Annotated in this window: 23 protein-coding genes; 2 read left to right on the plus strand and 21 right to left on the minus strand. The window is 42.2% G+C overall.

The features are described 5' to 3' along the window. Nucleotides 1-22: 22 nt before the first annotated feature. The gene (locus EC328_RS11275) at nt 23-475 is read right to left on the minus strand and encodes an acyl-CoA thioesterase (RefSeq protein ID WP_206363870.1); all 453 of its coding nucleotides are present in this window, start codon (nt 473-475) and stop codon (nt 23-25) included. Nucleotides 476-797: 322 nt separating this feature from the next. On the opposite strand from EC328_RS11275, the gene EC328_RS11280 reads away from it, so the two are divergent. Continuing rightward, entirely contained in the window at nt 798-1,967 is a 1,170-nt protein-coding gene (locus tag EC328_RS11280) for an IS110 family RNA-guided transposase (RefSeq protein ID WP_128425894.1), read from the plus strand. Between the two features lie 246 nt (nt 1,968-2,213). Here EC328_RS11280 and EC328_RS11285 read toward each other — a convergent pair whose 3' ends face one another. The 14 genes from EC328_RS11285 to EC328_RS11350 all read right to left on the minus strand — a co-directional run bounded on the left by EC328_RS11285 (nt 2,214) and on the right by EC328_RS11350 (nt 14,196). Beyond that, on the minus strand, nt 2,214-2,759 hold the full coding sequence (locus EC328_RS11285; protein ID WP_164906119.1) for a GNAT family N-acetyltransferase: 546 nt from the start codon (nt 2,757-2,759) through the stop codon (nt 2,214-2,216). Beyond that, nucleotides 2,740-3,645 carry a GNAT family N-acetyltransferase gene (locus EC328_RS11290; RefSeq protein ID WP_128426902.1) on the minus strand — a complete coding sequence of 302 codons (906 nt, stop codon included), beginning with the start codon at nt 3,643-3,645 and terminating at the stop codon, nt 2,740-2,742. The genes EC328_RS11285 and EC328_RS11290 overlap by 20 nt, the downstream gene beginning before the upstream one ends. After that, on the minus strand, nt 3,611-4,384 hold the full coding sequence (locus tag EC328_RS11295) for a B3/B4 domain-containing protein (protein ID WP_128426904.1): 774 nt from the start codon (nt 4,382-4,384) through the stop codon (nt 3,611-3,613). The genes EC328_RS11290 and EC328_RS11295 overlap by 35 nt, the downstream gene beginning before the upstream one ends. A gap of 108 nt (nt 4,385-4,492) precedes the next feature. Beyond that, nucleotides 4,493-4,849, minus strand: coding sequence for a DUF2200 domain-containing protein (locus EC328_RS11300; protein ID WP_128426906.1), 357 nt, complete (start codon nt 4,847-4,849; stop codon nt 4,493-4,495). A 15-nt stretch (nt 4,850-4,864) separates the two neighbouring features. Next, nucleotides 4,865-5,344, minus strand: a complete 480-nt coding sequence (gene rlmH, locus EC328_RS11305; RefSeq protein WP_128427063.1) for a 23S rRNA (pseudouridine(1915)-N(3))-methyltransferase RlmH — start codon at nt 5,342-5,344, stop codon at nt 4,865-4,867. A gap of 44 nt (nt 5,345-5,388) precedes the next feature. After that, entirely contained in the window at nt 5,389-5,898 is a 510-nt protein-coding gene (gene tpx / locus EC328_RS11310; protein ID WP_128426908.1) for a thiol peroxidase, read from the minus strand. Nucleotides 5,899-5,975: 77 nt separating this feature from the next. Next, nucleotides 5,976-6,746, minus strand: a complete 771-nt coding sequence (surE, locus tag EC328_RS11315; RefSeq protein WP_128426909.1) for a 5'/3'-nucleotidase SurE — start codon at nt 6,744-6,746, stop codon at nt 5,976-5,978. A 10-nt stretch (nt 6,747-6,756) separates the two neighbouring features. After that, a complete protein-coding gene (gene htrA, locus EC328_RS11320) occupies nt 6,757-7,905 on the minus strand; it encodes a serine protease HtrA (protein ID WP_128426911.1) in 1,149 nt (382 codons plus the stop codon). Between the two features lie 11 nt (nt 7,906-7,916). Continuing rightward, a complete protein-coding gene (locus EC328_RS11325) occupies nt 7,917-8,714 on the minus strand; it encodes an MBL fold metallo-hydrolase (RefSeq protein ID WP_128426913.1) in 798 nt (265 codons plus the stop codon). Nucleotides 8,715-8,799: 85 nt separating this feature from the next. Then, a complete protein-coding gene (yycI, locus tag EC328_RS11330) occupies nt 8,800-9,648 on the minus strand; it encodes a two-component system regulatory protein YycI (RefSeq protein ID WP_128426915.1) in 849 nt (282 codons plus the stop codon). Nucleotides 9,649-9,659: 11 nt separating this feature from the next. Continuing rightward, entirely contained in the window at nt 9,660-11,081 is a 1,422-nt protein-coding gene (locus EC328_RS11335; RefSeq protein ID WP_128426917.1) for a hypothetical protein, read from the minus strand. Nucleotides 11,082-11,102: 21 nt separating this feature from the next. Continuing rightward, nucleotides 11,103-11,627: a hypothetical protein gene (locus EC328_RS11340; protein ID WP_128426918.1), complete on the minus strand. Its 525-nt coding sequence runs from the start codon at nt 11,625-11,627 to the stop codon at nt 11,103-11,105. Between the two features lie 87 nt (nt 11,628-11,714). Continuing rightward, on the minus strand, nt 11,715-13,502 hold the full coding sequence (locus tag EC328_RS11345; protein WP_128426919.1) for a HAMP domain-containing sensor histidine kinase: 1,788 nt from the start codon (nt 13,500-13,502) through the stop codon (nt 11,715-11,717). Between the two features lies 1 nt (nt 13,503). After that, the gene (locus tag EC328_RS11350; RefSeq protein WP_128426920.1) at nt 13,504-14,196 is read right to left on the minus strand and encodes a response regulator; all 693 of its coding nucleotides are present in this window, start codon (nt 14,194-14,196) and stop codon (nt 13,504-13,506) included. A gap of 319 nt (nt 14,197-14,515) precedes the next feature. Here EC328_RS11350 and EC328_RS11355 point away from each other — a divergent pair, with 319 nt between their 5' ends. Further along, nucleotides 14,516-17,209: a cation-translocating P-type ATPase gene (locus EC328_RS11355; RefSeq protein ID WP_128426921.1), complete on the plus strand. Its 2,694-nt coding sequence runs from the start codon at nt 14,516-14,518 to the stop codon at nt 17,207-17,209. Nucleotides 17,210-17,263: 54 nt separating this feature from the next. Here the strand turns inward: EC328_RS11355 and EC328_RS11360 are convergent, their stop codons facing one another. From EC328_RS11360 to EC328_RS11385, 6 genes are all read right to left on the minus strand, one after another. After that, nucleotides 17,264-18,931 carry a LysM peptidoglycan-binding domain-containing M23 family metallopeptidase gene (locus EC328_RS11360; RefSeq protein WP_164906120.1) on the minus strand — a complete coding sequence of 556 codons (1,668 nt, stop codon included), beginning with the start codon at nt 18,929-18,931 and terminating at the stop codon, nt 17,264-17,266. A gap of 252 nt (nt 18,932-19,183) precedes the next feature. Next, on the minus strand, nt 19,184-20,062 hold the full coding sequence (locus tag EC328_RS11365) for a diacylglycerol/lipid kinase family protein (RefSeq protein WP_128426923.1): 879 nt from the start codon (nt 20,060-20,062) through the stop codon (nt 19,184-19,186). After that, nucleotides 20,037-20,594 (minus strand): DUF4446 family protein, encoded by a 558-nt coding sequence (locus tag EC328_RS11370; RefSeq protein WP_128426924.1) that lies wholly within the window; start codon nt 20,592-20,594, stop codon nt 20,037-20,039. The genes EC328_RS11365 and EC328_RS11370 overlap by 26 nt, the downstream gene beginning before the upstream one ends. An 11-nt stretch (nt 20,595-20,605) precedes the next feature. After that, complete coding sequence (locus EC328_RS11375; protein WP_128426925.1) at nt 20,606-21,748, minus strand: aminotransferase class V-fold PLP-dependent enzyme; 1,143 nt, start codon at nt 21,746-21,748, stop codon at nt 20,606-20,608. A gap of 18 nt (nt 21,749-21,766) precedes the next feature. Next, nucleotides 21,767-22,405, minus strand: coding sequence for a cyclodeaminase/cyclohydrolase family protein (locus EC328_RS11380; RefSeq protein WP_128426926.1), 639 nt, complete (start codon nt 22,403-22,405; stop codon nt 21,767-21,769). Nucleotides 22,406-22,426: 21 nt separating this feature from the next. Beyond that, complete coding sequence (locus tag EC328_RS11385; protein WP_128426927.1) at nt 22,427-23,323, minus strand: PhzF family phenazine biosynthesis protein; 897 nt, start codon at nt 23,321-23,323, stop codon at nt 22,427-22,429. Nucleotides 23,324-23,349: the final 26 nt, after the last annotated feature.

Consider the following 23,349-nt stretch of genomic DNA (forward strand, 5'->3'; position numbering starts at 1 on the left):
CAGAGCCTTGCGGCTCTGTGAATTAGTCTTTTGTCCAGTTTTTTCTCTTTTCCTTGTGCGCTTTATACCTTGATTCACCTTCGTCATAAAGCCTTTGCTCCTCCTCTGTTTCGATGATAAGCCTCGGTACCTCAGTTGGAAGACCGTTCTCATCAAGAGCCACCATTGTAAAGTAAGCTGTAAGAGCCATTCTGGAGGGTTCACTTTTTTTAAGGTCCTCGACCATAACTGTCACAAGGATATCCATGGATTGTTTACCAACATATGTGAGCTGTCCATGACACGTGACCAGGTTGCCTACTCTTATCGGTAGAAGAAACTCCAGCTCATCTACCCTTGCCGTAACAGTGCTCATCCTGGAGTGCCTCCTGGCAACTATCCCTGCGCAGGTATCCATCATCTTCATGATTTCTCCTCCGTGAACTCCTCCATTGACGTTAGCTTGGTCCGGCTGCATCATATTTCCTATGCTCACGCGCGATTGTGCCACAGTTTTAGCCTTCATATATTCACGTATAATCCAATTAACCTCTTTAATAGAGGGGGTTGGATTATTTCTCCTTTCTCCCAAATTATTTGGGGATTATCTATTACTCCGTTATTATAATGATAAAGCACTGTGGATTTGTTTCTATTTTGCTACAGCTTTGACTGTTTTGAGGTGACTCAGACCACAGCTTTTCGTCTTCACTGGTAATTGGTTAGTTAACGCTTTGACGTTTGTATTTACGTGATTACATGGCCGGAAACCTTGTGGAAAACAACAGTGCTAAATATTATTAAAGGAGGTATTTCTAATGTTCTATGTCGGAATCGACATCTCTAAGTTCAAACACGACTGTTTCATTGTTACTGAAGCAGGCGAGGTTGTTTGTGATTCTTTTTCTATCAAGAACGATTCTGATGGATTTACAGAACTCTTATCTGTTCTAGATTCTCTTTATCCTAAAGAGAATGTAAGAATAGGGTTTGAATCTACTGGTCATTATGCTTTAAACCTGAAGTTGTTCCTCGAAAAAGCCCACTACAGCTTCATGGAATTTAACCCTGTTCTTCTCTCAAAGTTTAACAAGTCTCAGTCTTTAAGGCGTACCAAAACGGATGCAATTGATTCCATATCCATTGCCCGCTGGCTTATGACGGTTGATTACAAACCCTATCCAATAGGATTTTATCATACCTATGCGCTTAAGTCATTAACTCGTCTTCGTGACTCTCTTGTTAAACAGAGAAGCTTTTACATGGTTAAGATTACAAATGTCCTTGATCACGTCTTTCCTGAGTTTAAGCCATTTTTCAATAATCGGTTTAGCAAGACTGCTATCTACCTTTTAGATAATTATGGTTCTGCCAAAAGTATTGCTAATATGAATACTAGGTCCTATGATGCTTTACGCAGTATTTCCAGAGGAAAATTCTCTATGCAAAAATTTATAAAGCTAAAAGAATTGGCCAAGAATACCGTTGGCTGCGATCATGAACTTTTTACTTGCCAATTGAATAGTCTGCTATCTTTGTATAAACAATTAGCAAATGAGGTAGACTCTCTTGAAAGTCAAATTGAATCTTTAATCGTTGAAATTGATCCCAAAACTTTATCTATACCTGGGATTGGCCCTCTGTCAGCAGCTGTTATATATGCTGAATATGGTGATTTATCTAGATTTAATTCCCCTGCTCAGATGCTTTCTTTTGCTGGGCTTGAACCAGGTTATTATCAATCAGGGACGTCGGAACATGGTGGAGGTATGGTTAAAAGAGGTTCTTCCCATCTTCGCTACACCTTGATGAATCTATGTATTCCATTGATTCAATACAACATGACATTTGCTGAGTACTACCACAAAAAGCGTAATGAAGGTAAATCACACCGTGTGGCATGTTCTCATCTTGTCAAGAAATTGATTCGAGTCATCTTTACTCTTGAAAAGAATGGAATTGATTTTGATCCAACAAAACTTCGCTGATTGTGTAGTGGCGATCAGTAACACTAAAGTCTGATTGCTTTTTGAAATGATCTATCAAAAGGCTTGTTTGGTATGCCCATTTTTGTTTCATCATATTTCTAAAAAAATCATTGACTTTTAATAGTTAGTCACCTCAAAACTTTATTGTAAGAGCTTGGTTAATTAATTAACATTGCCCTGCCATCCAATAACCTATTATAACACAGTTTGTCAAGAGATGAATGAAGTAAGAAAATTAAGTTGCAACTATTGCTTCACTTTCCTGAACACCAGCATATTGTAAAGTCTATCCGTATTATAACCCTGGTCTATGACTTTGTTTATCTGAACAAAACCCAGATTTCCAAGAAGCCTCGTGGAGCTTTCATTCCCCTCCTCCGTACAGGCCTCGATCCAATCCATTCCAATAGTCCTGAAGCAGTAGTCTATAACTGCCTGCAGGGACTCAGCCATATACCCATTACCCTGCATATGGGTCACTATCCCATATCCGAGCTCAGCTCCATTACGGGATTCAGTAAAGTTCCAGACACTTACACTGCCGATTATCCTATGTGTCTCCTTTGACTGAATACCCCAGAGAAGCCACTTGCCTTCATTTATTCCCTTATCCATCCTTTCAAGGTATTCCTTTGTATCCTTTAGGGAAGTATCGGGCATTGTGTCTGTATATTCATGCATATCAGGGTCCTTCCTCATGTTGAAAAGATCGTCAAGATCCTCCTCGGTGAGCCTTCTTAGGACCAACCTCGCTGTTTCCATCAATGGAAATTCAGTGAACTGGGTAGACATAGCATACCACTCCCTCAACCTCCTTGAAGCCCTCTCTGTCATATATCTTTCGGGCACCCTCATTGTCCGCATTTACTGATAGGACAGTCCTTGAAAAGCCTGATCTCTTTGCGAATCTTATAGCCTCTCTCAGAAGCACTCTTCCAAGTCCCCTGCCCTGATATTCCGGAAGAACTGCAACTGAACCAATATTCATTATTGGCTTCCCCTCATATTCATCTCTTGTACCTCTTACGATCCCCACAGCCTTCCCATTATGAGTAAGCATGATCATGCCACCATCAAGATAGTCATTCCTAATAGCGAAGGATCTTACCATTTCAGGACTTATAGGTGTCTCATTGCCTTTAACTGTTGCGAAACAGATATTTCTTACACTGCACCATTCATCTAAATCCCGTTCAGGGTCAAAAGACTTCAAAGCAAAGCCTTCTGGCAGCTCTTCCTTCTTGACTGGATCATCCTCTCTGACCATGAGATAGGTATATCTTTCCCTGCAAAAACCCAACTTCTCCATTCTGGCCATCAGCTTATCGTTATAGGTTGGAACAAAAATATATACATTATCCAAATCCAGAGCATGGATCAATATCCTATGGAATATGCCATCGTAAATCCCTTTGCTGTCCTTTTCTGAATAAAGTATCCTGAACCTTGCCCTGTTGCCTTTTCGGTTATACTCGTCAATTATCAATGATGCGGCTGCGACTACCTTGCCTCCCTCAAGATAAAGGAAGGTGGGATTTTCTGGATTAGGTTCAAATGTGCTAATGTCCTCCTCATACAAATAGGAATCATCAACCTTACTTCTGTTTCTTCTGCAAAACTCCCTAAAGCTTTGAAGATTCTCACTATTGAGATCTACAATTCTGCCTTCTGCTTCCACTATACATCCCTGCCTTTCTTATATTGTCTTCATTCTCCGTAAGAATGTACTCACTGTTGTTTCTATCCAATATGAAATAATGACAACATCCGCCAAGATTTTCGAATACCAGCTGTGAGAGCTCCTCAACAGCAGATTCCAGGTCCTTTAATTTTGACGAATCAGGTATCTCGATACATAGAAAAGCATTCTTTGTATCCTCTGTCAGCATAGTTCTTTCAGCCTCTCTCCAGTTCCAGCACCTGCATACTGCGCCTTCATCATCCAAATAAGCTACCTCTCCCGGATATGGGGGTGAGCTTTCCCGATCTCCCAATGGAATGAAGTGCTCTTCCCCCAAAGCTAATCCAAGCCTCAGGTCACCCTTAAACTTGTCTATATCCTCCCCACCACAAGGAAGTCCGTATTTGAGGGATATTGAGTTGTACAGATCGACAAGCGGATTGATACACCTAAGCTGATTCCCTCCAACTACCCTTTTAAGCAGGGCTTCAACAGATGATCTGGCCCCTTTCTTTGTTTTGAATTTCGTAAAAGCCTCTCTCCATATCTTTATCTCGGGCTTTTCTGTCAGATTCCCATCCCCAAGTCTTGAAATTGCCTTCATCTCCGCAGATCTGAGAGTATCTTCGAAAAAGGCTTTATCACTGTATGTATTTTCCACACCCTTGCAAACTGCTACTCCAATTCTTGCATCAGGGAATATATCCCAAAATCCATCCTCTATCACAAACTTCATTTATAAACTCCCCCTCTGTTAAAGCTATCCTAAAAATCAAGCTACCATTATTCTACCCATATGGAAAAACACCAATTCATAGTAATCACAAAGAATTGGTGTTTTCTTCTAATTTATTCTTAATATCTTGTCCATCGGTTTACCCTTTGCAAGCTCGTCAACAAGCTTATCAAGGTATCTTATCTCTTTCATCAGAGGCTCATCTATTTCCTCTACCCTGACACCGCATATGACACCCTTTATTTGTGACCTTAAGGGGTTCATTGCTGGAGCCTCCCTGAAGAATGTTTCAAAATCTGACTGCCTCTCAAGCTGCCTTTCAAACTCCTCTTTACTATACCCTGTAAGCCACAGTATGATCAGGTCAACCTCTTCCTTTGTTCGGCCTTTCTTTTCAGCCTTTGCAATGTACATTGGATATACCTTGGCAAAGCTCATTTTGTAGATCTTGTCATTGTTTTTCATACTGGACCCCCTTTGCTACTTGTGATAAGGCTCGTTTTTAATTATTCTGAAGGCTCGATATATCTGCTCAAGAAGTATCATTCTCATCATTTGATGAGGAAAGGTCATCCTGGAAAATGATAGCTTCATCTGACTTCTTGCCAAAATCTCATCAGACAGTCCCAAGGAGCCTCCTATTACAAAGACTATATGTGAAGTCCCTCTCACCATAAGATCTGAGATCTTTTCAGAAAGCTCCTCTGAGGAAAGCTGCTTCCCATCGATTGATAGTGCAATAACTAATGCCTGATCAGGTATCTTTGAAAGGAGTCTCTCGCCCTCTCTTCTCTTGGCTTCCTCCATCTCTTTGTAAGACATGGTCTCAGGAGTCTTCTCATCCTCCACCTCCAGGATCCTTAGGCTGCAGTACCTTCCAAGCCTTTTCGAGTACTCCATTATCCCCTCAGCCAGATACTTTTCTTTTATTTTACCAACTACTGCAATATCTATATTCATTGCCTTCACCTTCCAAAAAAGCCTCCCACAGGAGACTTTTTTAATTATATGCTTCTTACTGCATCCAGAGCCTTGTCGTAGTCAGGGTGCTTACCAACCTGGTCAACATACTCAACGTATTTAACATTATTCTCTCCGTCAAGTACGACGATCCCCCTTGAAAGTAGTCGTACCTCCTCCATAAGGAAACCATATTTAAGACCAAAATCAAGATCTCTGTGATCAGATACAGTTATTACCTTGTCAATTCCATTTGCACTGCAAAACCTCTTCTGAGCAAAGGGGAGATCTACAGAAACCGTTATGATTGCAACGTCCTCAAGCTCAGCTGCTTCCTCGTTAAACCTTATGGTCTGAAGTTCACAGACTCCTGTATCAAGAGATGGGACTACTGAAATTATTTTTTTCTTATCTCCTGCATCCTTAAGACTGAAAGAGCTCATGTCTCCCTTTAGCCCCGTGAAATCAGGAGCCTTGTCTCCAACCCTGATCTCCTTACCTACTAATGTCATGGGGTTTCCTCCCATAGTCACTACTCCTGTCCTCTTATCCATATTATCTATCTCCTTTAAATTATAATCCTGGTCCCATTTCTATGGGTTCCTGGGATAGATACCCGAAGCAGGTATATTTATTCACATTTGTCGTTCTCTTCAATGCACTTTCTAACCTTATCCATTAGCTTAAAATTTGTGAAATCATAGCTCAAAGGTGTCAATGTGGCAAAACCCTTAGAAAGGAATAGTCTATCAGTGTCCTCTTCAAGAACTGTATCCTTTCTTCCTATTACCTTGAGTGTCTTCTCGCCATTTCCATTGCTTTCAGTCATATAGTAGTCATATATAGGACCTCCTGTCCTGCAAACCTTAATAGGCACTTCAGGATCATGAAGATCAAATGGAGTATTAAGATTTAGCACCATTGGCGTGTCGATCTTTTCGATCTCCAGCTTATCTATCAGCTTAACAGCATACTTTGCTGCGATCTCATAGTTTACGTCACCCTTGCACCATTCAGCGGAAACCGCGATGCTCGGTACACCATAGAGATTAGCCTCAATTGCAGCTGAAACAGTACCCGAGTACAGGATATCCATCCCGGAGTTTAGACCCATATTTATTCCTGACAGTACTATGTCTACATCACCATCTGTCAAAAGCTCCATTCCCACCCTGACGCAGTCAGCTGGCGTTCCGGAAATGCTGTAGGCTGGTGCATCTATACCGTCCAGCTTAACCTCCTTAATGACTATTGGCTTGTGTAGAGTGATGGCGTGGCTTTGTGCGCTCCTTTGGGTCTCAGGAGCTATGATTATTATTTCGTGTTTATCGATTAAATGCTTTGCAAGCGTATGGATCCCAGGTGCCATGATACCGTCATCATTTGCCAATAATATCTTCATCTGCTTCCTCCTAAAATTCCTTGAAAGTCACTGGTACCTTGCTGATATTCCCGTCCCTGTTTATAGTCAATGTCGCTTTACTTCCAATTCTGTAGTTATATAGAATCTTTCGAAGATTCGACATGCTTGTTACCTCGTAGTTGTCAACAGCAATGATAACATCCATCGGCTTAAGGCCAGCGACATGTGCAGGAGAGTTCTCGATGATCTCTATGACGACCACTCCTGTAGGTGCTTTGATGTCAACATTCATCTGCCTTTCATATACTGCAACCTCGCTCCCTGTAAAACCAATATATACGTTCCTGAAGTTTCCGGACTCAACTATCTCTTCGATAACCGGCTTTACAAGATTGATAGGTATTGAAAATCCAAGTCCTTCTCCTGACTGAGTCTTAGCTGTATTTATGCCTATTACCTGACCAGTCGCATTGAGAAGCGGCCCTCCGCTGTTTCCAGGATTTATTGAGGCATCTGTTTGTATGAGGTCCTCCATTACAGAGTATCTGTTTATCTGTATAGACCTGTGTAGACCACTGATTACACCTGCTGTTACTGTCCTTTGAAAATCAAGGCCAAGGGGATTTCCTATGGCGATTGCCATCTGTCCTACCTCTACCAAATCGGAGTCTCCAAGCTCAGCCACAGGAAGATTACTTGCATTCACCTTTACAACTGCCAGATCCAGAGTAGCATCGTACCACAATAATCTTCCCTCAAGAGAATCTCCATTTTCAAATAACACGTTGATCTCCTGGGCATTCCCGTCTCCTATGACATGGGAATTAGTCAATATATAGCCATCGCTGTGCACGATCACACCTGAACCCACGCCTTCCACCGGAGTAGTCCAGAGAAAGTCACGCTGCAGCTGGATCGTTGTTATCCCCACGACTGTGCTAACGGATTTTTTTGCTACGGCTGCAACTACATTGCTTTCATCGATAGGTTTAATAGTTATTGTATTTACTGCTGAAGGAGTATTGACTTGATAAATCTCAGGAACCGGGATCAATTTCCCGTAAAGATACTTTGGAGCAATATACGCACTTCCCAATCCCCCCAGTAATCCCGCGATTATTGCCACAATAATATATGAAACTAAGCTTCTTCTCTTGCGTGGGGGCTGGTAATAGGATCCATAGTTGTAGTTGTCCATGTTATTCCTCCTTAATCAATTATATAAAACTCGCTTATGCCATCTCTTCTTGTAAGAGAAAGCCTTATATCATTATCAACATCGAATCCCTGACTCAAAAGACTTGTTCTCACTGTGTCAAAGGCCAGCTTTGGAATATTGTTGTCCTGACTCAGATGTGCCAGCAGCACGACCTCACTTTCTCCCTTCAGGACATCCCCCAATACCGATGCCGCATCGTCATTGGACAGATGGCCATAAGGACTTAATATCCTCTGCTTCAGTGGCCAGGGATATGAGCCCTCCTTAAGCATCCTTATGTCATGGTTGGATTCCATGAAAAATAGATGGGAGTTCCGGATCTTGGCTTTCATGGAATCATTGACCAATCCAGTATCCGTCAGAAAGCTAAGCTTTTTATCCCCGTTAAACAGAATATAGCCTACTGGTTCAAGAGCATCATGATTTACATTGAAAGGATGTATCAATACATCCTTTATTTCTATGTTCTTGTTGGATATAAATACCCTGGTATTTTCGGTCTTGACCTGTTTTACTATAGGCTCCATGCCCATCCAGGTCTTTTCGTTGGCAAATACTGGAATGCCGTAACGTCTGGAAAGAATTCCAACTCCCTTGGAATGGTCTATATGCTCGTGAGTTACCAGTATCCCATCAAGAGTTCTTGGGTCCACATCAATCTCCTTAAGCAACTGTTCAATTCTTTTCCCGCTGAATCCTGCGTCTATTATAAGTCTTGTCGACTTTGTCTCAATATATTGGCAATTGCCGCTGCTGCCGCTGGAAAGCGAGCAGAATTTAACAGCCATGGTAAGTCCTCCTCAAGTGAAGCCTCAAACACTCTCTCAGCTCACAAGTTCTGAGAGAATGTCTGATAGCTTAGAATTGCATATTTTATTCTGAATCGAGGACAAGCTTTGTTCCATCCTCAAACTGTATCCTCCATCCAGGTACTGCATTTCCTTGGGTTGCCTGCTGGTAACCATCGTAATTGTCCTGCTTTTCCGGATCAAAATAATAGCAAAGGGAGATGTCAGTCACTGTTTTTCCATGTGCCTGTTCTATGCTTAGCAGCTCAAGAATAGCCTTTTCAGCAGGGATTAGCGTAAGATCGCTTTGCTGGATTTCAACCGTATTAAGCCAGGTCCTTTCCATCCTTTTTACAGTGTCCCCTGTGATGAGAAATGATGTATTCCCAACCTCAATATAGGAGTTTTCCAGCATCTTGGAATATTCCAGCCTGTAGCCACCTATTTCCTCTTGATGATACGTAAGCTTCATATCCGCTGAGCTGTACCCTCTTTCCTGGAGGAATTTTTTTGCTGTATTTTCAGCTGATTCAAGTGTTATAGTCGTGGTTTCCAATGGCATCCTTCCCCTGTTCTCGTATATCAATAGCTTGCCGTTCTTGATTGTAACAGACTCGTAACCCCTGTAAATCTCTTCTATTTCCTCATCCTTAAGCTCCCTGAATCCCTTCCCGTCAAAATACCTTAAATTAATATCGTATGGCTCATTTCGTTCAAATTCAACAGTAATGCTCTTGAGACTCTCTGGTAAGCCTGGAAGATCTGACTGAAGAGTAATGTCTCTTCTTTGGAGCAGTTCCTCAACCTGAATGTCTGCAGCTACTCTATTTGAGGCATATGATTCCAGAGAATCAGTAATAACAAAATACCCAAGGATCGCATTGGCAAAGAGCAATGCTACTATTAAAATCGTCTTGGCCTTAGACCAATCCATCGCTCATCACCTTACCTTTCAAATACAAGTGTTCCCGTATATGCGTTAAAGGCATATAGCCTTCCGTAAGCCCTTATCTGCCAAATCTCAATAAGTCTCTCATCCTGGTCCTTGAGATTTGGATCGTAGTAGGAAATCGTTACGTCTTCTATTGAACCTAAAACCTCTCTAAGAAGCTGATCCCCTAATGATTCCTTGGTATTCCCAGAGTATTGGAGATATTTCCTCTCAAGAAATGCATAGTTCTTATCTATTACATCAAAGGATGATAATATCCTCCTACTTGAAAATGTTTGAGCAAATTCATTGTCGACCTCCATCCTGAACAGCTGCTTATAGCTTCTGACCTGGTTGTTGAAAACCTCAATTTCAGCATACTCAGGTATTTCCCTGTTACCCAAGAGCACAGGAAGTCCCCTTATTCTATACCTGAAGGTGAGTCTGTATCCTACACTATCCTCATCCTCTATCTCAGTTGTGCTTGCAAGGTACATCCCACTGGCTGTAAAGGCCTTTCTATCGATGAAATCTGCTGCTGTAACCAGACTCAGATATAGGTTCCTGTCCTCGACCTTGTCCTGAAGCGAACTGAAATACTCAACCGTTCCATTGGAGTTGAATTTAAGTACTTGATTGTTGTAGATATATATATTGGATCCGTTGCTCTCTGTTATTTGTCTAATATAGTCTATCCTTTGCTCAAGAAATCTCTCAGCAAACTGATCCTTCTGCTCTTGAGTCATTAATGGAATCGAATTGCTTACATAAACTACAGGAAGACTTTGGTTTATCTCATAGGGTATATATATCCCTTGCTTAGCTGTGTCAAATATATCTGACATTGAATAGTAATAATCGTAACCCTTCTGGTCCTCTATTGAATTCATCTCCTGAATGATCTGTGAAAAATCTATGGAAGTATCCCTGACCTTCAGAGCTTTGCCTTCCCCTGAAAATACAAAAAAAGGATCCCCAGTACCCAAACTGACAGTTATACTCTCAATGTAGGGTATGGCATCCGTTATACTATTTGGTTCATTTACATTCCATGCTTTGGCTGCAATATAGGTGCTCAGCTTCTCAGGCATGTAGAACACGATCGCTCTTTCTGCCGATGTAGTGTCGTAGCCCTGCTCCAGCTCCTCCATCCTTAAGGTAGATGAGCTCAAAACCTTGGCAGCTGCGTCTCTGGAGGAATTCCAAAGGCCGTATTTATTGGCGTCATACATCATCGTCATAGAATCCTGTCCGAAGATTATAAGGTATTTGTTGGGAATGATCATGTCGGACAACAGATATGATGAGGAGTAGGAAGCCTCAGGCTGAAAAAATCCAGTAACGCTGGTCGGAAACTGGATCCATAGTTTTTGAGTCATATACAAACTTGACCCTACCAAAAGAAAAAGGAGAATGGTTTTTAGCCTCTCCTTCATTTGAACCGCTCCTTGTATTATCTAGTTGATCAAAGGGATTGTTCTGAATACTGAGTCCCTTGTGTAGGTCGGTCTTACTTCCGTCCTTCTTAAATCGTAGGTATATACAATAAATTCGCTTTTTCCCAAGCCTTCAACTCCAAAATCTATAACTATCTTATTGATGCCTCTTACAAGATCCAGCTGCTTTTGAAAGAATCCCATGTTGCCCGATGTAGCTGTTTCAGTCACCAATAGGATATAATCCTGTTCCGATGGCAGTCTCTCGAGATTGAAGGATCTTCTCGTCAAATCTGTAGTTCCGAAGATATTTATGGTAATCTCTGTTCCAGAAGGTGCTTTCCCGTTGATCAACACAACTCTTTCTGAGGAGGAATAGATTGTTTTGTCAGGCTTTATGATTTGGTACAGTGCAGCAATCTCAGGAGCAACTACAACTTGTTCAGTTTCCTGAATCGGTGCTACAGCCCCTGTCGCATGACCAACCTTGACGAATCCAAATATTGCGATCGCCAAAATCAAACTGACAAGAATCTTTTTCATCATACTCTCAACCCCCTTTACCATAAATTCTATCATAGGGATTATACCTTTAAATTATTACAGGAATATTACAGAGTAATTAAGATTAAATTACGCAGAGGGTAATATTACCTCAACAGTAGTGCCACTTCCATATTTACTCTTAAGAATTATTTCGCCATTATGAGCTTCAATTATCTCCTTTGCAATGGAAAGGCCTAAGCCGGTCCCCCCAAGATCCCTGCTTCTACCCTTTTCTACCCTGTAAAATCTTTCAAATATCCTGATAAGGTCCTCCTCAGGTATCCCTATGCCATTGTCGGATACCTTTATCCTTACCTTATCAGCCTCATTGGTGGTATTTATGGATATAACTCCTCCGGATTCGGTATATTTGATGGCATTGGAAATAATATTTATAAAAACTTGCTCAATGCCGTCCTTGTCACCCATTACGACAGGAAGAGGTTCTGCAAAGCTCATGCTGATCCTCTGACCCTTATCTCTGGCAAGTACCTCCAGCTTGGAAATAATATCCTGAAGCAGCTGATTGATAAAAAGCTCTGTCCGAACCCATTTTGTTTTCTTGTAATCAATATTTGACAACTGAAGAAGGTCTCTGACTAGTCTGGCCATCCTGTCGCATTCGCTGTCTATAACAGAGAGGAATCTCTTCTGTACCTCCAGCTCGACCCCTTCATCCATCAGTGTCTCAGTATAGCTCTTTATAGTCGTTATAGGAGTCTTCAGCTCATGGGAAACATTAGCCACAAATTCCTTTCTCATACTCTCAAGCTTGTGCTCCTGAGTTATATCCTGGAATACCATAATTATCCCGGCTATGTCGTCTCTCTCATCCCTATAAGGGGCATACTTAACTTTGTATACTCCGTCAATAGTCTCATATATCTTCTCTCCGTCGAGAGTCTCAGGCTTACTGTAATCTATATTTCCAAGATCAAGATATGAAAGGTCCAGCTCAATACCTGAGTGTACGCTTTCCTCGTCAAGCTCCATCAGCTTCTGACCAATTGGATTTGCGTGAATAAGTCTGCCATCCCTGTCGACTGCTATGACTCCCTCTGCCATGTAGCTGAAAATTGTATCCAGCTTGCTTCGTTCAAGGTCCATCTCCCCGATAGTAAGCTTAAGCTTGGTAGTCAGCTGATTGAACATTCCTGCCAACTGCCCTATTTCATCGTCACTTTTTACCTCGACGAACTGATCGAAATCACCCAGTGACATCTCCTCAGCCTTTTTGGTAACGTCTCTGATCGGCTCAGTGATGCTGCTGGCAATTAAAAATCCAAGTATGATCGTTATAAGGAGTGCTATCAAGGTTGCATTTGTAAGGATCACCTTTGAATCATCAACAGTACGGGCAATATTTGATAGATCTGCTGTCATATAAAGTACACCTGTGATCCTGCCCAGACTTGACAATACAGGGTAGGTCTTGTGCATGAAGTCCTTTCCTGCAGCCTCATCCCTGATTATAAGCTCTCCCTTATCACCATTAAAAGCACTCAGAATAAGACCCTGATCCATATTCTTATATGAAAGGGCATTCTGCCCCATCAATCCTCCAGCTTGTTTAAGTGAGGAAGCAAGTATCGTAGGAACCTCCTCGTCGTAAATAACGTAAAGGGTCTCACCGGCACCAAGTCTCCATTCCTCTATGGTGTTTTGGATCCCTTGGCGGTTTTCCAGCCAGTTTTCACCTGCGATATCACTAGATGTCGATACGATGGTCTCAAGCTGCTGTTCCATTGATATGGAGATATTTCCCAGCTGCTGATTCTCAAGGCTATTTACAATGAACACTCCTATGATCACCATAGCAATAAATACCAACAGGAAATAGACCACGATGAATTTCCATCTAATGCTTGAAAACATCCTAGCCCCTCCCGAAGTAATAGCCTACTCCCCGTTTGGTGAGTATATATTTAAAGTCTCCTGAATCATCCTCAATTTTTTCTCTAAGTCGCCTTACTGTTACATCTACCGTCCTTATATCGCCATAATACTCATAGCCCCAAACCTTTTCAAGAAGCTGCTCTCTAGTGAATACCTGCTCTGCGCTTAAGGCTAAAAACTTTAATAGCTCGAACTCCCTCAAGGTTAAGTCCACAACGTTGCCATTCTTTCTAACCTCATACCTGCTTAAATCTATCTCCAAATCCTGAGATTTGATTTCTGCGGCTCCGTTTCCTGCAGTTAAGTCATAGTCCATCCTTCTGAGGTTTGCCTTGACCCTGGCTATTAGCTCTCTCATGCTGAAGGGCTTGACCATGTAATCATCGGCACCAAGCTCAAGACCTAAGACCTTATCCACTTCTTCCTCCTTTGCAGTCAGAACTATTACTGGAAATTTAAAAGTCGGTCTAATCTCCTTTAGAACCTGAAATCCATCCTTCTTTGGCATCATGATATCAAGTAAAAGCAGATGCGGCTCCTTGACCTTGATCTTCTCAAGGCCTTCCTCTCCGTCAAAGGCAAGCTCAACCTCAAAGCCTTCTTTCTCAAGATTGTACTTAATGATATCCCCTATTGCTTTTTCATCGTCTACGATCAGAATTCGGTTGTTCATGGCAATCACTCCACAATTGTCTATTTAGTATCTAAATTATCTCTTAATATCCCAAATAAGTCAATCACAATAGCCTCTGGTGCCGTCAAAAGCAGTAAAATCAAAATATTCTCCTTGCAATTTGAAACTCCTTATATTATAATTTCTCTATCAAAAGGGAGTAGCTTAATAAATGACAGTCGTCAATACGGTCAAACCCGGTTGTCAAACTACTTAAAGTAGTAAGCAAGACTTTTGTTTGTGTATACCACGGGCAAGAGTCTTTTTTATTTGCTTTCAGGGTATACAATAATAAGACTTATAAGAAAGAAGGGGTAGTATGGAATGGTATCAACAAAGTCCTGAGGAGGTTGCACAGAGCTTGGATACGAGCTTGACAACAGGACTTTCCTCGGGGAGTGCTCAATCTAAACTGGAAACCTTTGGTCCAAATGAGCTGAAGGAGCAGGAGGGTAAAAGCTTTCTCCAAAAGCTGATTGCTCAATTTTCGGATTTTCTGATCCTGATACTTATTGCAGCGGCACTTATTTCTGTTTTCGTAGGTGAAGCTAAAGATGCAATCGTAATAATGTCCATAGTAATTATAAATGCCCTCCTTGGTCTCTACCAGGAGGGCAAGGCTGAAAAGGCTCTGGAGGCTTTAAAGAAAATGGCATCCCCAACAGCCAAGGTCTTGAGGGATGGGAATCCTCAAGAGATTTCCTCAAGTCAGTTAGTCCCTGGCGATCTTGTCATACTGGAGACAGGTGATATAATCCCTGCAGACCTTAGACTTGTGGAGAGCTCAAACTTGAAGGTCGAGGAAGCGTCCCTTACCGGAGAATCGGTTCCCGTTGAAAAAAGAGCTCAGGAAACTTATTCGGATGAAGTCTCTCTTGGAGACAGACATAATATGGCTTACATGAGTACCATTATAACCTATGGCCGGGGTAGGGGAATCGTAGTTGAAACGGCTGAAGGTACTGAAATCGGTAAGATCGCAGCAATGATCCAGACCTTTGAGGAAGAGCCGACTCCACTTCAGAGGAAGCTTAATCAATTGGGTAAGGTTCTTGGCATGACTACGATAGCTGTTTGTGTGGCAGTATTTGGGATAGGTCTGCTTCAGGGCAGAGAGATCCTTGAGATGTTCATGGTTTCCATCAGCCTTGCAGTCGCCGCAATACCTGAGGGCTTGCCAGCTATCGTTACTATAGTGCTCGCCATAGGTATGAACAAGATGGTTGAAAGAAATGCAATAGTTAAAAAGCTCTTGGCAGTGGAGACATTGGGTGCAACCTCTGTCATCTGTACGGATAAGACAGGAACCCTGACTCAGAACGAGATGACCGTTGTAAAGGTCCTTGCAGACAATAAGCTGATAGAGGTAGAGGGTACCGGCTATGAGCCCGTTGGAGATTTTAAGCTTGAAGGAAGCACTATAACTACTAAGGAATCCAGCGGCTTGAAGCTACTATTGACTATAGCTGCCTTGGCAAATGATGCTAAGCTGGATAACTCATCCGGCATGTATAGGATAATTGGCGACCCCACGGAAGGTGCATTGATTACTTTGGCTGGAAAGGCAGGTATAGACTCTGCTGAGCTCAACCACATGTATAAGAGGATAGAAGAGATACCTTTCGACTCCGAAAGAAAGATGATGACTACTTTCCATGATATGCCCAACGATGAGGGCGTTTCATCCTTTACCAAAGGAGCACCTGATATAATAATCGACAGATGTAACAGGATAATTCTTGACGGAAAGGTTAGTGAATTTACACCAGAGTTGAAGTCAGAGGTATTAAGAGTCAATTCTGAACTTTCCAGAGCTGCATTGAGGGTTTTAGCTTTTGCCTTCAAGGAATATCCTTCTCTTCCAACAGATCCTTCACCTGACGAGAATGAATCTGATATGATATTTGTAGGACTCACATGTATGATAGATCCACCAAGACCCGAAGCCAGAGATGCTATTGCCCTTTGTAAGAAGGCAGGAGTCAATGCAATAATGATCACTGGTGACTACAAGGAAACTGCTTTTGCAATAGCCAAGGACCTTGGGATGGCAGATACCGAGGACCAGGCAATAATGGGAGAAAAGATTGACGGAATGAGTGACGAAGAGCTTCAGGAGGTAGTTAAGAATACTAAGGTATTCGCTCGGGTATCACCTGAACACAAGGTCAGGATAGTTTCAGCACTTAGAGCAAATGGCGATATAGCAGCCATGACCGGTGACGGCGTTAATGACGCTCTTGCGATAAAGAAGGCTGATATTGGTGTATCTATGGGGATCACAGGTACAGACGTCGCCAAGAATACAGCTGATATGATTCTTACAGACGATAACTTCGCAAGTATAGTTGCAGCAGTTGAAGAGGGAAGGATAATTTTCAGCAACATTAAGAAATTCGTTTACTTCCTGCTGTCATGCAACATAGGAGAAATCCTGCTGGTTTTCACAAGCATTCTGATGAATCTTCCGGTCCCATTGCTGCCTATACAGCTTTTATGGTTAAACCTCGTTACTGACAGCTTCCCCGCACTGGCGCTTGGCGTTGAGAAGGGTGAGCCTGACATAATGAACCAGCCTCCAAGAAATCCTGATGAGGCGATCCTGGACAGGAGAATGCTTGTCGGTGTAACCTTCCAGGCTATAGCAGTGGCTGCAGCGTCGCTTTCAGCATACCTCCTGGCCCTTAGAATGTATGGTCTTGAAAATATTGAGGAAGCCAGAACGATTACCTTTGCAACATTGATCGTAGCAGAGCTCTTAAGAGCTTACTCCAGCAGATCACAGAAATTTACTCTTGCAAAGATAGGAGTATTCTCCAATAAATCAATGGTATATGCAACACTTGGAGCATTTTTGCTACTGCTTGCAGTAATCTATATCCCATTTATGAACGGGATATTCTACACCTTCCCGCTGAGTTTTGTAGATTGGGAAATAGTACTTTCATTTGCCTTCATACCCCTGGTAGTAGGTGAACTGACAAAGGTAGTTATGGCTAAGATTTCGAAGTAATATAAAAACGAACATTAAAAAAGGAAGTCCGATTATTTTGGACTTCCTTTATATTTACCTGAAAATGTAGCTGTATGGGTTTTTATGGATCCCGTTGATCAACACCTCAAAGTGCAGATGAGACCCTGTAGATCTTCCAGTACTGCCCATTGTAGCTATCTGCTGCCCTCTATATACCCGGTCCCCTGACTTTACAAGAAGCTTGCTATTATGAGCATATCTTGTCACATATCCATTCTCGTGATTTATTTCTATCAAGTAGCCATAACTACCCTTGTACCCTGCAAAGGTTACCTTTCCTCCGTCTGCCGCATATACTGCTGTCCCCTTACTGTTAGCCAGATCAATTCCCTTGTGCATGGTTCCGTTTCTCATACCATATGGGGATGATACCCTGCCTCTGGTCGGCATTACAAAGGATCCTACAGCTGCTGTCTTTGGAAGTTCTTTGGTACCCTGTGCGACTACCTCAGTCTTTGGTTCCTCAAGTATATTCTTCTCGATAATAACTTCATCAACCAAAATTCCGTTATGTCTTATTTCCTCTGCCAATACATCTGCCTTACCTTTGACTCCCTTTACGATGATCTTCTTTTGGTTCTTGTACATTGAGTCATCATTTTCGACCTTGGTCTCAAAATCTATGTCTGCTATATATTTAACCTCTTCATGAGTTACAACTGTCAAAAGCGGTACTGGCACGAACAGCTTGACTTCGTCCCCGGGCTTAAGCTTAGTCGACGATAGCTCTGGGTTTGCGCTTTCAAGGGCCTCCACTGTTGTACCGTACATCCTGGCGATTATCCAATAGCTCTCTCCTACCTCAACAACATGCGTTCTCATGGCTTCTTTGCCGGCCATAATTGCTTCGATAGCCTTTTCCGGGTCTGAAAGACTCCCAAAGCTTGTTTCTATTGGCTCGATTTCAACCTTTTCCAGGAAACCTACCTCTTTGATCACAACATCACGAACCTGTTCATCTGCCGGTGATGATGCAGTTGTTGCTGATGTCGCCGTTGAAGCCGCTCCATCCAGGAGCTTCACAATGTCTCCAGGCTTTAGTCTGTCCGGGTTAAGCTCTGGGTTTGCCTTCATAAGCTCCATTGCAGATAAGTCATATTTTTTTGCAATCGTCCAGAAATTTTCTCCTGATTGAATAGTATGAGTTGCAGGCTCCTTTTGTGGCTCGGGTTCAGCAGTCTGTACTGCTTCTATTGCTGGTTCCTCGTCTACAACTGCCGGCAAATAAGGCTTTTTGATAGTATCAAGAATATAATTGACTTCCTCTTTTGACTTGAATACTCCAAGTCTCTCACCGTCTATGTCCAGGCTAAAGCCTGTTACCTGCACGCTGATCCTGGTTTGAATATTTGATTTAAGCTCACCATACCCGGTAAGTTCCTCGTCCTTTGCGTGAGTTGGCTGAAATGCCAACTCTTTGTCTAATACAACTCCCATATCATATGTACTGGATAGTCTCTCCTCGATATCGCCATAGGCTTTTAGCGCCTCTTCCTCTGTCCTGACGATCCCTATTGCTTCATCTCCAAGATAAACCTCAAATGCCCTTGTTTTAGACTCGTTTGCGGAATAGCTGGCAAAACCGATCCCTACTATCGAGGCAACTACAACAAAAGCTGTAAGTCCTCTCACAATTCTATTTTTAAAAGAAAAAAGTCCTTTAATTCTCTCAAAGTTAAGTGTTGAAGAGCCGTGCTTCATCCAATAATCTCCTCCAAACCTTACCTTATTGATGCCTAGGTAATTTATTTTGTAACCGAATTGTAACATTCACGAAATCATTATACCAATGCTTAGCAAATAATACAACTTTTTAATGCACTCTCCAACAACTTCTATTTGCTCTTGGAATTGGACATTAAACAACCCCTTACAATAGTATTTGCAAGGGGTGCAAAGTTGTCAAATATTTACATTTAAATTCATGGACAATTGTTACAAAAAATTTATAATTTAACAAATGACTGTAAGCCTTTCATCAGCCAGCTTGAACTCCACTTCCTCATCCTTTATTTCAAATAACTCTCCGTCAATATTCAATAAATAGCTTCCTTCTGCCCTTACTACGATCTTTTTAGCTGTATGAAACTCAACGTACTTGTCGTACTTAACGTGATCTCCCTTAAAAATAGTTGGAAACAAAGTAAGTATCCTCAGGTTGCTGATATCCTTGACTACACATACATCCAGCAGGCCGTCGTCTACCTTAGCCATGGGCAAGATCATCATACCGCCCCCATAATACCTTCCATTCCCAACAGCAACCAGTGTGGCCTTCCTTTCAATGTGGTTTCCATCTACCTCAAAAACCATCCTTCTGCTCCTGTAAACGATCAGAGCGGTTATTACTCCAAGTATATATGCGGCCTTGCCTTTTACAAACCTCTTTATTCTATCAGTATGTCTTACGACCTCTGAGTCAAATCCAAGGCTGGATATATTGAAAAAGAATTTATCCTTGGCCTTTCCAAGATCAATTTCCCTGGTCCTGCATTGTATGAGCTTTTTCAGGGCTTCATCGAGATTCTCTTCTATCCCCAGTGACTTGCCGAGGTCATTGCCAGTCCCTCCCGGTAATATTCCCATTATGCCTTTGCCCCGGCTTAGTATTCCACGTGCTACCTCATTTGCAGTTCCATCCCCTCCAACCGCAACACAAATATCACAATCAGGGTTATCCTCGACTATCGTTGTGGCTTCACCCGGTCTGGTTGACGTCATCATCTTGTACATCAAACCATACTCATCCATTGTAGCCTTGATATGATCTACATAACCCAAAGCCTTGCCTCCTCCGGCAACCGGATTAACTAAAAAGAGATATTTGGACATTTTCCCCTCCTCTGGAAAAGGAATCCAAAGGCTTCTCCCCTCTTACAGCTCTTTCTATGGCCATTCTCTCCTCAGGAGATATTGGGATGCTGGATTTCCCGTTTTTTACCTGCTTGGCAAAGCTAACGGATTTTTCTCTTCCATACATACTTGTAATTACAAAACCATTGTTGTATGCATCCAAAAGTGCTATGGAAAAACTAAGGTCACTTCCTATGTCCTCAAACGCATTGTATCGTATGAATCCAATTTTTTGCAGCGCGAAAGTAAGCTTTGTCTCGATTGAGAGAATGTTGCTTTCTATAAGGTTTACATCCCTGTTTAGATTTGATATGTCTCTGTTAAGCTGAATGATCAGGTCCTCAAAACTTACCCCTTCCAGATCCCTTGTAAGTTCATAGTACCTATTCCTCTGCTTTCTTAAACTAACATATGTTACAGCCAATAATCCCGCCAAAATCACAAAACAGACTGCGAGAATCAATAGTATCATGCTTCCATTATTTTCCATATATTCAAGCAATACAGTCATTATTCCACCCTCTATATTTGTCTGGATATCTCCCTAAGTGCCTTAATAGCATGCTCGATTTCTGTGTGATCGTTAAAAATCCCGAAGCTGAATCTTACTGCTCCTTGCTCGGTAGTACCTATGGTTTCATGCGCCAACGGAGCACAATGAAGACCAGGTCGTGCCAGGATCCCATATTCCTCACTTAGTATATATGCAAGATGTGATGAGTCCATATCCCTAAGATTGAAGGCGGCTACTCCAAGCTGTTCAATGGTATTTTCAGGTCCATAAATCTTGATCCCTTCGATATTTTTAGATTCCTCTAAAAAGTGCTGTAATAGATCCTCTTCATGCTTCCTGATCTTCATTACCCCAGTCTCTTTTATGAACTTTATCCCTTCACCCAATGCAGCTATCCCTGGTGCATTGGGAGTTCCGCTTTCCAGCATATCAGGCATGATTTCTGGCTGGATCATCGAATAGGATGCACTTCCCGTGCCTCCGTATGTCAAGGGCTCCAACGATATTCCCTTCCTAACATAAATCCCTCCTGTCCCCTGAGGTCCAAACAAGCCTTTATGCCCTGGAAACGCAAGAATATCTATGTTGTCCCTGACCACGTCTATTGAAACCACACCTGCTGATTGGGCAGCATCAACCAAAAATGGAATACCCTTCGACCTTGCAAGCATCCCCACTTCAGTAATTGGCATGATCGTTCCCAGTAAGTTAGACATATGTGTCATCACTATTAAAGCAGTGTTCTGTTTTATTGCAGCTTCAATGCCTTCTTTTGCCAGCCTGCCCTTTTCATCTGCCCAGACTATTGTATGCTCTACTCCATATCTTTCCAATGCCTTTATTGGCCTTAAGACCGAATTGTGCTCCATTGAAGTAGTCACTACATGGTCACCTGGCTTTAATATTCCCTGAATACCTATATTAAGGCTCTCGGTGCAATTGAAGGTGAAGGCTATGTCCAGAGGATCCCCAATTCCAAACAACTCAGAAAGCAGCTGCCTTGTATTAAAAATCTCCCTCCCGGCTCTCAGGGCGAGCTTATGGCCTGATCTCCCGGGATTTGCTCCATATTCCATCATCGCTTCAAGCATTTTGTCATATACTTTTTGAGGCTTTGGAAAGCTGGTTGCTGCATTATCAAAATAGTACATATTATCCCCTTCTTTTACTTATAACAGCCTCTTATAAACTATCGCAAGCATTTCTTCCTTTAATCTCTTTCCTTCCTCCATCAATGCATCCAGCTTGCCCTCGATTTGAGCCTTATATTCCTGGTCCTTTATGCTCTTGAGATTGATTATGACGTTAAAAAGCGCTCCCTCAAGGCCAGTGTATGCCAGAAGGGTACCTACACCCACGTCCGTGATAGCATTTACATTGCCATAGTTTGCAAAAACATCCTGAAGTCTTAGTATTTCAAGGCATTTTTCAGCACATCTTAAGGGTACCTCCATCGCCTTTTTATAGCCTTCCTGAATTGCGCTGGTCCTGAGTTTTTTCTCCTCATCAGTTTCCTTTGGAAGCTTAAATGCCCTCATGACATCATCAAAAGCCGTCGAATCCTCATCAACTATAAGGATAAGCTCCTCAATTAGTTTGTCTATCCTTTGAAAGGCTTCCTCCATATTAACTTTCTGTTCTTGTGGAACTCCGTCATAAACCTTTTTCCCTATTGTAAGATTGCCAACCATGTTGGTAAGTGCTCCTCCCAGGCTCCCTGCAAGAGCGGCAACACTGCCCCCGCCAGGAGTTGGACTCTCACTTGAAACACTTCTAACATAATCTTTGGCAGTCAATTCTATCAACATTGTATGCACCTCCGTGCTATTTCAAAATTTCATTATCCCCTCAAGTACTATTACAGCTGAACCCCCTACCTTGACCTTGAACCCCGCATCCCCCTTGCTTATAAAACAAGCTATCTGGCTAGGTCTGTTCATATATTGCCCCTGTCTTACAAAAAGTCTTTCACCCTTAAGAATGTTGTTTGACTTCAAGTAATAGATCAATGCACCATTTGACGTACCTGTGGCAGCCTCTTCAGGTATTCCCACTGCCGGGGCAAAGTTCCTTGCAACTGCCTCATCTTCAAGGTCCTTGTCCAGTGCAAATGCATGAACGCCTGTTACTCCCAATCTGTTGCTTAGTGCAGTCAGTGCCTGATTATCGACTCTTATGTCCTTAAGCACTGTTTCGTTTCTTACAGGCATTATTATATCCGGAAGACCAGTCGATACAATCTCCGGTACTGCACTTGTTCCATCGACTCCTATATCCTCGACCTTTATACCCATGGCATCTGCCAGTTCATTTATTTCATCCACCTTGCCGATTGCCCTTGGAGTCTCCTGCTCCATTACAATGTATTGGGGCTCATAGCCTGAGAATGCGATGTCTACCGTAAGTGGTCCAAGCCTGGTTTCGATTCTTGCCTTTTTAGTGCCCTTTTCTATAGCTTTAATGTATCCTTTCTTCGCAAGGGTAAATATTCCCGCTATCGTCGCATGCCCGCAAAGATCCACCTCGCATGAAGGCGTGAAGTATCTTACCATGAAGTAACAATCCTCAATCTGCCTTATAAAAACAGTCTCTGAAAGATTCATCTCATTGGCAATTCGCTGCATATCGTCGTCCTTAAGACCTTTTGATTTGGTCACAACTCCCGCAGGATTTCCTCCGAATGGAGTATTTGTAAAAGCATCCACCTGAAATATATTTATTTCCATAGTGTTCTCCTTTCGAAATGTTCCAC

It is taken from the genome of Gudongella oleilytica, from assembly GCF_004101785.1.
In the GTDB taxonomy this organism is placed as follows: domain Bacteria; phylum Bacillota; class Clostridia; order Tissierellales; family Tissierellaceae; genus Gudongella; species Gudongella oleilytica.